Raw genomic sequence first — 11,192 nt, 5'->3', positions numbered from 1 at the left:
TACCCCGCACTGCCCGGCACCCCGCCGAACCCCCGGCTCGCCCAGGCGATCATCAAGGAGGTCTACGGCCGCCCGCCCGCGGCCCTCGGCCGGCTCGGCCCGGTGGTCGCCGCCGCCGCGGCCGCCGGCGATCCCGTGGCCAGGCGCATCACCGACGAGGCCGCGCAGTGGCTGCTGCGCGACGTCGACGCGGTGCGCCCGGCCCTGTCCGATCCGGGGGCGCCGGTCGTGATGCACGGCTCGGTGCTCCGCGAAGGCCCCGTCGCCGAGGCGGTCCGCACCGGGTTGCGCGACCGCTTCGACGAGGCGCCGCGCTGCGCCGGCGACGGAGCCGTCGGCGCGGCCGGGATGGCGCTGCGCCGCCTCGGCCACCCCCTGCCCGGCTGAGCGGTCCGCCCGCACGGCGGAACCCGCCGAAGCCCGGCCCCCGGTCCGGCTGCTCCCCGACCCAGCCCGGCCGGTGCACGGATGGACGGCACCGCGGCCGTCCGGTTCATCGCGATGGACCCCCACACGATCCGCCCGACTCCGGTGAGTCAGGGGTCCATCGTGATCACGCTGTGGCCAGTGGGACGGCAGTCGCCGCGAGAACCCGCTGAGCCGTCCCTCATGCGCGCGACCGCCCCCGCGCGACCCGTGCGAACTCCCGTAGTGACGTGCGCGACGCGCCCGGAGATCGAGTCGACAGCGCGCCGGGGAGCGGCTAGCGTCGCGGGCGTCCGATGCGACCGAGGAACCGAGACCACGTCGGGGGGCCTGGTCAGGTGCGTGCTTCACGTTCCCTCGCGGTCGCGGCGGCGGCCCTGCTGATCGGCGGGATCGCGGGCTGCGGCGGCGGGAGCGGCAAGGGCGGGCGGACGCCGTCCGCCGGATCCGGCACGCCGTCCGGCTCGCCGCAGGCGGCGTCACCGGCCCCGGACGCGTGGGTCGCCGCCCGGGTCGCGAAGATGAGCGTGCAGGAGAAGGTCGGGCAGCTGTTCGTGCCGACCTTCGCGAGCCGCGCCGACGCCCTCGCCAAGATCCGCAAGTACCACGTCGGCGGCCTCATCTACTTCCCGCAGAACTTCGGCTCCCCCGCGAAGACGGCCGCGCAGTCCAACGCGCTGCAGAAGGCGTCCGCGATCCCGCTGCTGCTCGGCGTGGACGAGGAGCAGGGCATCGTGTCGCGCACCCCGTTCATCACCCGCTTCCCCGGCAACATGGCGCTCGGCGCCACCCGGAACCCGGAGGACGCCCGCGCCGCCGCCCGCGTCACCGGCGCCGAACTGCGCGCGGTCGGCATCAACCTCGACTACGCGCCCGACGCCGACGTCAACGTGAACCCGCGCAACCCGGTCATCGGGCTGCGCTCGTTCGGCTCCGACCCGGCGCTCGCGGCCCAGCTGGTCACCGGCGCGGTCGGCGGCTACCAGGACGCCGGGGTCGCCGCCGCCGCCAAGCACTTCCCCGGGCACGGCGACACCGCCGTCGACAGCCACACCGGGCTGCCGGTCATCAAGCACTCGCCGAGCGAGTGGGAGCGGATCGACGCGCCCCCGTTCAAGGCGGCGGTCGCGGCCGGCGTCGACATGATCATGACGGCGCACCTCGTCGTCCCGAAGCTGGACCGGTCGGGCGACCCGTCCACGCTGTCGAAGACGGTGCTGACCGGGCTGCTGCGCGGCAAGCTCGGCTACCAGGGCGTCATCACGACCGACTCGCTGCAGATGGCGGGCGTCCGGGAGAAGTACGGCGACGCCGGCGTCCCGGTGCGGGCGATCAGCGCCGGCGCCGACCAGCTGCTGATGCCGCCGAGCCTGCCGCGCGCCTACAACGCGGTGCTGCGGGCCGTCCGCGCCGGGAAGATCAGCGAGAAGCGGCTGGACGAGTCGGTCACCCGCATCCTGCGGCTCAAGCAGCGGCGCGGCCTGTTCGACGGGACGGCCGCCGACCCGGCGAAGGCGAGCGCGGCGGTCGGCACGGCCGCGAACACGGCCGCGGCCCGGCGGGTCGCCGAGCATTCGATCACCCTCGTCCGCAACAAGGGCGGGCTGCTGCCGCTCAAGGGCAAGAAGGTCGCCGTGACCGGGCCGGACGCCGCGCGGCTCCAGGCGGCGCTGCGCAGCCGCGGCGTCGCGACCGCCGCTCCCGGCGCCGCCGACGTCATCGTGCTGACCACGCACAACGCGGGGGCGGCGACCGCGTCCCGGGTCCGCGCGCTCGGCTCGAAGCCCGTCGTCGTCGCCGCGCTCGGCCGCCCCTACGACCTCGACGCGTCCGGCGGCGCGCAGGCGACGCTCGCCGCCTACTCCTCCAGCACGGTGTCGGTGAACGCCCTGGCGGGAGTGCTCAGCGGCGCGGTGAAGCCGACCGGGAAGCTCCCGGTCCCCGCCGGCGGGCAGCCCGCCGGGCACGGCCTCGGCTACCCGTAGCCCGGGCCGATGGACGCGGGGGCCGCTTCCTGGGAGGATCAGGCCGCCTTCTTCCCCCCAGGGAGGTCGCCGTGTACGCCCGTCCGCTGCTCGCCGCCGCGCTGCTCGTGCTCCCGCTGCTGGGCCTCGGCGCCTGCGGCGGGCAGGACGAGGTCACGATGCCGCCGCTCACCCCCGAGCCCGGCGACTCCCAGTTCTTCGACGTGCCGGCGTCCACGGCCGCGACGGCGTCCGCGAAGGAGACCTTCCCGGCGCGGCTCGCCCTCTTCAAGTACCTGCGCGGCGTCGCGGCGGGGAACCCGAAGGTCTGCGCCTACCTGACGCCCGCCTACCAGCGGGAGGCGTTCGGCGGGCCCGCCGCGTGCCGCACCGGCTTCGCGGCGGCCCGCGCGACGCTGCGCCCGCAGGACATCGCGGCGCTGCGCGGCGTGTCCGTCCCCGCCTGCGAGCCGGGGCCGGGCGAGGGCGAGTACACGGTCCGCTTCGAGGACCTGGCCTGGAAGGGCGAGCCCGCCCGCGCGGGCGGGCCGCTGGCGGCGAGCTTCACCCTCCGCAAGACCGGCGCCTACTGGCAGATCACCGTCTGACCGTCACAGCCCCAGGTCGGCGAGACCCGGCAGGTGGACGCGGGCGGCGTCGCGGGCCTCCCCGGCCGTGCGCGCGGCGCGCGCCGCGGCAGCGGCCTCCCGGCACTGCTCCAGGGTGTGCTTGGCGAGCGCGGCCCGCACCAGCGGCAGCGACGGGGCGCTCATCGACAGCGACGTCACCCCGAGCCCGACCAGCACGCACGCGAGCGCCGGGTCGCCGGCCGCCTCCCCGCACACCCCGCACGGGACGCCCGCGGCGGCGGCCGGGGCGACCAGGTCGAGGACGGCGGGCTGCCACGGGTCCTGCAGGCGGGCGAGGCCGCCGACCTGCCGGTCCGCCGCGCACGCGTACTGCGTCAGGTCGTTGGTGCCGATGCTGAAGAACTCCACCTCGGCGGCGACGTCGCGGGCGCGCAGCGCGGCCGCCGGCACCTCGATCATGACGCCGGGATGCTCGATGCCGGCGTCCCGGCACTGCCCCGCGAACCAGGCCGCGTCCGCCGCGTCCGTCACCATCGGGGCCATGACCTGGAGCTTCACGGTCAGGTCGGTGGCGGCGCGGGCCAGCGCGGCGAGCTGCGCGGCCAGCACGTCCGGGTGCCGCACCGACATCCGCACGCCCCGCTCGCCGAGCGCCGGGTTCGGCTCCTCGCCGGGCGCGGGCAGGAACGCCAGCGGCTTGTCGGCACCGGCGTCGAGCGTCCGGACGACCACGCGGCCCGCCGGGAACGCCTCCAGCACCTTGCGGTACGCCTCCTCCTGCTCCGCGTCGGACGGCGGGGTCGCGCGGTCCAGGAACAGGAACTCGGTGCGGTACAGCCCGACGCCCTCGGCGCCGTTCGCCAGCGCCTGCTCCAGGTCCTTCGGCCCGCCGATGTTGGCGAGCAGCGGCACCTCGTGGCCGTCGGCGGTCGCGCCCGGCCCGGTGAACTCCGCGAGCGCGGACCCCCGGGCGGCGGCCGCGGCGCGCGCCGACCGCACCTCCTCCTCCGACGGGTCGATCCGCACGGTCCCGGCGGCGCCGTCGACGAGCACGCGGGTGCCGTCGGCGAGCGACACCGCGCCCGGCAGCGCCACGACCGCGGGCACGCCCATCGTGCGGGCGATGATCGCGGTGTGGCTGGTCGGCCCGCCCTCCTCGGTGACGAACGCGACGACCTGCGCCGGGTCGAGCACGGCCGTGTCGGCCGGGGCCAGGTCCCGGGCGACGAGCACGAACGGCTCGTCGGACTCCGGGACGCCGGGCACCGGCAGCCCGAGCAGCCGGGCGACCGCGCGGTCGCGGATGTCGTCCAGGTCGGCGACGCGCGCCGCGAGATACTCGCCCGCCCCGGCGAGCATCTCCCGGTAGACGCCGAACGCCTCGAACACCGCGCGCGCGGCCGCGACGCCCTCACCGACCTTCGCGCCGACGCCGTCGGCGAGGCCCGGGTCGCGGGCCATCAGCGCCTGCGCGTTCAGCACGTCCCGGCCGTCGGTGTTGCCGGCCGCCGCGGCGCGCTCCCCGCGCGCCTCCAGATCGGCGGCGACGGCCTCCAGCGCGGCCAGCGCCGCGGCCCGCTCCGCCGCCGCGTCCCCGCCGTGCCGGTCGCCGGCCGGCGGCTCCGGAACGTCCCCGGCGACGCGCAGCACCGGACCGGCACCGACCCCCGGGCTGACTCCCGCGCCCTGCAGTACGCCCGCCACCCCTAGGCCTCCTCGGGCTCCGGCGCCGACAGCAGCTTCTCCAGGCTGTCGAGCAGTTCGTCGGCGCCCTCGCCGTCCGCGGACAGGACGATCTCCTCCCCGTGCCGGGCGTCCAGCCCCAGCACCGCGAGGATGCTCTTGGCGTTCACCGGGGCGCCGCCGCGCTTGGCCACGGTCACGTCCATCGGGGCCTTGGCCGCGGTCTGGACGAACAGCGCGGCCGGCCGCGCGTGCAGCCCCACCCTGGACTCGATCTTGACGTTGCGCTCGGTCACGGCACACTCCTCGCTAGTTCAGTGTCAGGCCCCGCACCCGCAGCGCGGGGCCCGGCACGACGTCCACTTCCTGAAAATCGGCCACCACGTGGTCGGCCCCGGCGAGCGCGCCCGCCGGCTGCGTGGTGATGACGCCCACGCAGGTCATGCCCGCGGCCTTCACGGCCGCCACGCCCGCGGGGGCGTCCTCGAACCCGACCGCCTCCTGCGGCGGGACGTCCAGGTCGCGCGCGGCGGCCAGGTAGCCCTCCGGGTGCGGCTTGCCGGTGACGACGTCCCCGGCGGTCACCACCAGGTCCAGCAGATCGCGGATGCCGAGCTCGGCCAGCAGCCGCTCGGCGTACGGGCGCTGCCCCGAGGTCACCACGGCGAGCGGCACGCCCGCGTCCGCCAGCGACCGGACGAGGTCGACGGCGCCGGGGACGGGCGCGACCGCCGGTATCCCCGGCAGCGCCTCGTAGGACACCGCCTGCTCGAACAGCTCCTCGACCTTCCGGCCGGGGAACAGGTGCGCGAGGTCGCGCAGCACCTCGAGGCCGCGCCGCCCCGCGAACGAGCCGATCAGGGCGTCGTCCCACGGGACGCCGTGCGCGTCGAACAGCCGCGACCACATCACCCGGTAGCGCGGCTCGGTGTCGATGAGGGTGCCGTCGAGGTCGAACACCGCCGCGCCGAGTCCGATCACCGCCATCCGGTCAGCTCCATGTGCTCAGCTCCATGTGAAGAGCTCGGCCCCTTTCGTCACCTCGCCCGACTCGGCCACGTCCGACAGGGCGTCGGCGCCCGCGTCCAGGGCGACCACCGCGCAGATCGGCGAGCGGCCGCCCGCCTCGATCACCGCGGGGTTCCAGCCGACGACCGGCTGCCCGGCGGTGACCTCGTCGCCCTCGGCGGCGAGCAGCTCGAAGCCCTCGCCCTTCAGCTTGACGGTGTCGATGCCGAGGTGGACGAGGACGCCGTGGCCCTCGGCGTCCACCACGACATAGGCGTGCGGATGCAGCTTGACGATCTTCCCGGTGACGGGCGCGATGGCCTGGCCCGGGGCGCGCTCGGGGTCGACGGCCGTGCCCGGGCCCACCATGGCCTGGGCGAAGACCGGGTCCGGGACGCCGGCGAGGCCGACGACCCGGCCGGTGACCGGGGACAGTACTCGGGTCATGGGAGGGCCTTCCCTAGGTCCTGTGGCTGGGGTCAGTCGAGGATGTCCTCGATGTCGCTGGCGATGGTGTCGGCGTCCGGGCCGACGACGACCTGCACGACGCCGCCGCTGCGCATCACGCCGTACGCGCCCGCCTTCTTCAGGCCCGCCTCGTCGACCTTGTCCCCGTCCTCGACCTCGGTGCGCAGCCGGGTGGCGCAGGGCTCGATCTCGATGATGTTGTCCGCGCCGCCCAGCGCCGCGATGATGGCCTCGGCCTTGTCCATGTCCTTCTCTTCTCTCGCTCGGGGGTCAGTCGGTCTGGGTGACCTTGTTGAGCCCGCGGGGGACGTCGGGGTCGACGCCGAGCCGGCGGGCGAGGTTCTCGACCATGATCTGGCCGGGGACGATGAGGCCGAGCGGGGCCACCCACTCGGGCAGGGCGGGGCCCGGCAGCGCGGCCGAGCACGCGGCGGCCAGTTCCGCGCCGCCGCCGACGCCGAACGCGCGGGCGCCGGCGCCCTCGACGCGGCGGGCCAGCGCGACGGTGCCCTGCAGCGTCGGCCCGCTGTCGGCGGCGACCAGCAGCGCGGGGGTCTGCGCGTCCACGACGGCGATCGGGCCGTGCAGCAGGTCGGCGTAGGACAGGCCCATGGCGTGCAGGTAGCACGCCTCCTTGATCTTCAGCGCCAGCTCCAGCGCGGTGCCGAACGCGATGCCGCGCCCGGACACCACCGCGCCGGGGACCTTCGCCAGCTCGGCGACGATCTCCGGCAGCGCCGGCGACGCCTCGGTCAGCTCGATCATCCGCGCGACCTCGTCCGGGACGCGGCGCAGGTCGCCCGCGGCGACGTCCGCGCCGAGCCCGAGCCCGAACACCGACAGCGCGGCGAGCTGGGTGGTGTAGGTCTTGGTGGCCGGGACGGCGATCTCGTCGCCGGCCTCGGTGACCAGCGCGACCTCGGCGGCCTCGGCCAGCGGCGAGCCGGCGCCGTTGGTGACCGCGACCGTCCGGGCGCCGCAGTCCTTCGCCCAGTCGAGGGTCTCGACGATCTCCTCGGTCTTGCCGGACTGGCTGATCGCGACGGCGAGCACGCCGTCCAGGTCCAGCTTGCGCTTGTAGGCGGTGGCGATGGACGGCGCCGCGAGGGTGGCCAGCCGGCCCGCCTGCGACTCCACCAGGTACCGCCCGTACACCGCGGCGTTGTCGGACGAGCCGCGCGCGATGAACAGCACCTGCCGGGTCTCCCGCGCGAGCGCCGCGAGGTCCGCGGTGCGCGGGAGGAGCGCGTCGATCGTCCGGCGCAGCGCGTCCGGCTGCTCGCCGATCTCGGCGCGCATCTGACTGGTCATGATCCCCCTTCGAAGAGTTTCTGCCCGCCCACCCACGTGGTACGCGCCCGGTGGTCCGGCCCCAGCCACACGAGGTCGGCGGCGGCGCCGGGCGCGATCCGGCCGAGGTCGGGACGGCCGATGAGGTCGGCCGGAATCCGTGTCGCGGCGTCCACCGCCGCGGCCGTGCCGATGCCGAGGCCGATCGCGTTGCCGACCGCCTCGTCCAGCCGGAGGCCGGACCCGGCGATGGTGCCGTCGGCGCGCAGCGGCGGGCCCTGCTCGGGCATCGTGATGGGCTCGCCGCCCAGGTCGTAGGTGCCGGGCGGCATCCCGGCGGCGGACGCGGCGTCGGTGACGAGCACGACCCGGCCGGGCGCGGCGCGGAACACCAGCTGCGCGACCTTCCCCGACACGTGGTGCAGGTCGAGGATGAGGCCGGGGCTGAGCCGGTCGTCGATGAGCGCCTGCACGGCGACGCCCGGGTCGCGGTGGTGGACGCCGGTCTGCGCGTTGAAGATGTGGGTGACCATGCGCGCGCCGGCGTCGGCCGCGGCGGCGGTCTGGTCGGCGGTCGCGGCGCTGTGCCCGACGCTGACCAGGACCCCGGCGGCGGTCAGGGCGCGGATCGCCTCCAGCGCGCCGTCGCGTTCGGGCGCGAGCGTGACCAGCTTGACCAGGCCCGTCTCCAGCAGCGTCTTGAGCGCTTCGGGCGTCGGGTCGGTGAGGTGGGCGGCGTTGTGCGCGCCCTTGCGCTGCTCCGACAGGAACGGGCCTTCGAGGTGGACGCCGAGGACGCGCGTTCCGTCGGGGAGGTCGGGCAGGAGGTCGCGGGTGCGGCGGAGCGCGGCGGCCTGCGTCTCGACCGGCGCGGTGATGAAGGTGGGGAGGAACGCGGTGACGCCCGTCTCGGGGAGCCGGGAGACGACGGTGCGCCAGCCCGCCTCGTCCGCGTCGACCATGTCGTGGCCGTAGAAGCCGTTCACCTGGAGGTCGACCAGGCCGGGCGCGAGCAGTCCGTCGGGGAGGTCGAGGTCGGGGGCGCCGGCGGGACGTCCCTCGCCGGCCTCGGCGATGACCCCGTCCGCCACCCGGACGTATCCCGGGGAGACCACGCGGGTAGGACCCTCGGCGGGGGTGATGATCATGCGGGAGGCCGTGATCAGTAGTGATGCCATGGTGCGCGCTCTCTGTGACGCGATCGGTCGCGGGGGCCGGTTCCTCCGTGTCAACTGGTCTAGTCCGGACTAGACCAGTACGCACCATACTCCACGAATCGGATGGAGATGAAGATGCGGGGCGAAACTCGTCCGGCGGCGATGCGGCCCCGCACGGAGGTCGGACGCCGGTCGCCGCGGCGGCGGCCCGAAGAGGTCAGGACGAGCCGGCCAAAGCGGACGCCGCATCCGCGAGGGCGCCCTGACCTGCGGATTCTTCGATCTTGACGTCGTCGCGGCGTGACCAGGTCGTTACAAATTCGTGCATTGACATGCCTTTCGGTCATGTGGTCTAGTCCGGCCTAGACCAGTACGAACCAAATCGCATACCGTCTCAATCACCGCCAGTCCACTCTTCCGTCGAAACCCGGCGAACCCCGTCGATCCGGCCCCCGGCCATCGAGGACCCCCGTGACCACCATCGATCCGCACAGTCCCGTACCGAAGTACTTCCAGCTCCGCGCGATCCTGCTCGACCTCATCGAGAGCGCGGAGCTGCCCGTCGACGCCCCGATCCCCTCGGAGCGCGAGCTGTGCGGCCGGTACGGGCTCTCCCGCATGACCGTCCGGCAGGGCGTCGACCAGCTCGTCTCCGAGGGGCGGCTCTACCGCGTCCCCGGAAAGGGCACCTTCGTCGCCCGGCCCAAGATCGAGATGCCGCTGCGGCTCGTCTCCTTCACCGAGGACATGCTGGCCCGCGGGCTGCGGCCGGGCGCGATCGACCTCGACCGGCGGACGGTCCCGGCCGACGCCCGGCTCGCCCGCATCTTCGACGTCGAACCCGGCACCCAGATCCACGTCATCGAGCGCCTGCGCACCGCCGACGGGGAGCCCATGGCCCTCGAACGCGCGCACATCCTGGCCGCCCTCGCCCCCGACCTGCTCGACCGCCGGCTCGCCGACCGTTCCCTCTACGGCGTCCTCGAAGCGGTGTACGGGCTGGTCTTCGACGCGGGCGACCAGACCATCGACGCCAGCCTGGCCGACGCGACCGACGCCAGGCACCTGCAGATCGCCCGGGGCAGCGCCGTGCTGCTCCTGCAACGCCGCTCGTACACCGGAGGGGTGTGCGCCGAGCTGGGCGTGTCGACCTACCGGGCGGACCGCTACCAGATCCACACGGCCCTCGGAAACCCCCCGCCGCACTCCGAACACCCCTGAGGAGGAACCTCGCGATGACTGCGACAACAGTGGACTCCGCGCCGCGGCGCGGGTCCAGCACCCTCGCGGTGCTGCAGCGGATCGGCCGCAGCCTCATGCTGCCGATCGCCGTGCTGCCCGCCGCCGCGCTGCTGCTGCGCTTCGGCCAGGCCGACATGCTCGGCGCCGACGGGCTCGGCTGGGACCGGATCGCCGAGATCGTCGGTGAGGCCGGCAACGCGCTGTTCGCCGCGCTCCCGCTGCTCTTCGCCGTCGGCGTGGCGATCGGCTTCGCCAAGAAGTCCGACGGCTCCACCGCGCTCGCCGCCGTGGTCGGGTACCTGGTCTTCGACCGGGTCTCCAAGATCATGTTCTCGCACACCGACGAGCTCAAGGGCAACGTCCTCATCACGAAGGTGGCGGACGGGGCGCAGGCGCAGGTCATCGACTGGGGCGCCAAGAACCCGACCGACGTGCTCGGCGGCATCCTGATGGGCGTCATCGCGGCCCTGCTCTACCAGCGGTACTACCGGATCAAGCTGCCGACCTGGCTGGCGTTCTTCGGCGGCCGCCGGTTCGTGCCGATCATCACCGCGGTGGCCGGCCTCGCGCTCGGCATCCTGATCGGCTTCATCTGGCCGCTGTTCGGCAGCTGGCTCACCGACGCCGGCGAGTGGATCACCGGGGCGGGCGCCGCCGGCGCCGGCATCTACGGCGTCATCAACCGGCTGCTGCTGCCCTTCGGCCTGCACCACATCCCGAACTCGCTCATCTGGTTCGTGTTCGGCGACTACAACACCCCCGGCGGCGTCGTCCACGGCGAGATCAACCGCTACCTGGCCGGCGACCCCGACGCGGGCGGCTTCCTCGCCGGGTTCTTCCCCGTGCTGATGTTCGGCCTGCCCGGCGCGGCCCTCGCGATGTGGCACGCCGCGCCCAAGCACCGGCGCCCCGCGGTCGGCGGCATCATGATCTCCGCCGCGCTGACCGCGTTCGTCACCGGCGTCACCGAGCCGATCGAGTTCGCGTTCATGTTCGTCGCGCCCGTCCTGTACGGCGTGCACGTCGTCCTCACCGGCATCTCGATGGCCGTGCTGGAGGCGGCCGGCGCCAAGCTCGGCTTCGGCTTCTCCGCCGGCGGCATCGACCTGCTGCTGAACGCCCGCAAGGACAACACGTCGGGGCTGCTGCTGATCCTCGGCATGGGCGTCCTGTACTTCTTCCTCTACTACTTCATCTTCAGATTCCTGATCACGCGGTTCAACTTCGCGACCCCGGGCCGGGAGCCCGAGGGCGAGGAGTCGACCGCCGCCGACCCGGCCGCCAGCCCGGAGCTCGCCGGCGGGGAGAAGGGCGAGAAGAAGAAGAAGAAGCGCGACCGGAAGGGCACCGCCGAACCGCAGGAC

10 protein-coding genes and 2 pseudogenes are annotated in these 11,192 nt (G+C 74.6%); 5 read left to right on the top strand and 7 right to left on the bottom strand.

Going from position 1 to position 11,192, the window contains the following annotated elements:
- The 3 genes and pseudogenes from ETD96_RS31925 to ETD96_RS31915 form a co-directional block, all read left to right on the top strand.
- Nucleotides 1–387 (top strand): annotated as a pseudogene (locus ETD96_RS31925) (ATPase); the annotation flags it as partial.
- A 377-nt stretch (nucleotides 388–764) separates the two neighbouring features.
- Nucleotides 765–2,411: a glycoside hydrolase family 3 protein gene (locus ETD96_RS31920; protein ID WP_138640208.1), complete on the top strand. Its 1,647-nt coding sequence runs from the start codon at nucleotides 765–767 to the stop codon at nucleotides 2,409–2,411.
- Nucleotides 2,412–2,482: 71 nt separating this feature from the next.
- Nucleotides 2,483–2,998, top strand: a complete 516-nt coding sequence (locus ETD96_RS31915; protein ID WP_138640207.1) for a hypothetical protein — start codon at nucleotides 2,483–2,485, stop codon at nucleotides 2,996–2,998.
- Between the two features lie 3 nt (nucleotides 2,999–3,001).
- Here ETD96_RS31915 and ptsP read toward each other — a convergent pair whose 3' ends face one another.
- The 7 genes and pseudogenes from ptsP to nagA all read right to left on the bottom strand — a co-directional run bounded on the left by ptsP (nucleotide 3,002) and on the right by nagA (nucleotide 8,607).
- Complete coding sequence (gene ptsP / locus ETD96_RS31910; RefSeq protein WP_138640206.1) at nucleotides 3,002–4,684, bottom strand: phosphoenolpyruvate--protein phosphotransferase; 1,683 nt, start codon at nucleotides 4,682–4,684, stop codon at nucleotides 3,002–3,004.
- A gap of 2 nt (nucleotides 4,685–4,686) precedes the next feature.
- A complete protein-coding gene (locus ETD96_RS31905; RefSeq protein ID WP_138640205.1) occupies nucleotides 4,687–4,959 on the bottom strand; it encodes an HPr family phosphocarrier protein in 273 nt (90 codons plus the stop codon).
- Nucleotides 4,960–4,972: 13 nt separating this feature from the next.
- Nucleotides 4,973–5,650, bottom strand: a complete 678-nt coding sequence (locus ETD96_RS31900) for an HAD family hydrolase (protein WP_138640204.1) — start codon at nucleotides 5,648–5,650, stop codon at nucleotides 4,973–4,975.
- 18 nt (nucleotides 5,651–5,668) lie between these two features.
- Nucleotides 5,669–6,118, bottom strand: coding sequence for a PTS sugar transporter subunit IIA (locus ETD96_RS31895; RefSeq protein WP_138640203.1), 450 nt, complete (start codon nucleotides 6,116–6,118; stop codon nucleotides 5,669–5,671).
- A 32-nt stretch (nucleotides 6,119–6,150) separates the two neighbouring features.
- Nucleotides 6,151–6,387 (bottom strand): annotated as a pseudogene (locus ETD96_RS31890) (PTS sugar transporter subunit IIB); the annotation flags it as partial.
- Between the two features lie 22 nt (nucleotides 6,388–6,409).
- Entirely contained in the window at nucleotides 6,410–7,450 is a 1,041-nt protein-coding gene (locus ETD96_RS31885) for an SIS domain-containing protein (RefSeq protein WP_138640201.1), read from the bottom strand.
- Nucleotides 7,447–8,607: an N-acetylglucosamine-6-phosphate deacetylase gene (gene nagA / locus ETD96_RS31880; RefSeq protein ID WP_138640200.1), complete on the bottom strand. Its 1,161-nt coding sequence runs from the start codon at nucleotides 8,605–8,607 to the stop codon at nucleotides 7,447–7,449. The genes ETD96_RS31885 and nagA overlap by 4 nt, the downstream gene beginning before the upstream one ends.
- A gap of 450 nt (nucleotides 8,608–9,057) precedes the next feature.
- Here nagA and ETD96_RS31875 point away from each other — a divergent pair, with 450 nt between their 5' ends.
- Together ETD96_RS31875 and ETD96_RS31870 are read left to right on the top strand one after the other, a co-directional pair.
- Nucleotides 9,058–9,807, top strand: a complete 750-nt coding sequence (locus ETD96_RS31875) for a GntR family transcriptional regulator (RefSeq protein WP_138640199.1) — start codon at nucleotides 9,058–9,060, stop codon at nucleotides 9,805–9,807.
- 14 nt (nucleotides 9,808–9,821) lie between these two features.
- A partial coding sequence (locus tag ETD96_RS31870) for a PTS transporter subunit EIIC (protein ID WP_138640198.1) occupies nucleotides 9,822–11,192 on the top strand: 1,371 nt, incomplete at its 3' end.

The organism is Actinomadura geliboluensis, assembly GCF_005889745.1.
Classification (GTDB): Bacteria; Actinomycetota; Actinomycetes; order Streptosporangiales; family Streptosporangiaceae; genus Spirillospora; species Spirillospora geliboluensis.
This window is presented reverse-complemented; position numbering and strand designations above follow the sequence as displayed.

Excerpts from the sequence above, each read along its gene's own strand:
- nagA (WP_138640200.1), bottom strand. The coding sequence starts at position 8,607 with ATGGCATCACTACTGATCACGGCCTCCCGCATGATCATCACCCCCGCC.
- ETD96_RS31885 (WP_138640201.1), bottom strand. The coding sequence starts at position 7,450 with ATGACCAGTCAGATGCGCGCCGAGATCGGCGAGCAGCCGGACGCGCTG.
- ETD96_RS31895 (WP_138640203.1), bottom strand. The coding sequence starts at position 6,118 with ATGACCCGAGTACTGTCCCCGGTCACCGGCCGGGTCGTCGGCCTCGCC.
- ETD96_RS31900 (WP_138640204.1), bottom strand. The coding sequence starts at position 5,650 with ATGGCGGTGATCGGACTCGGCGCGGCGGTGTTCGACCTCGACGGCACC.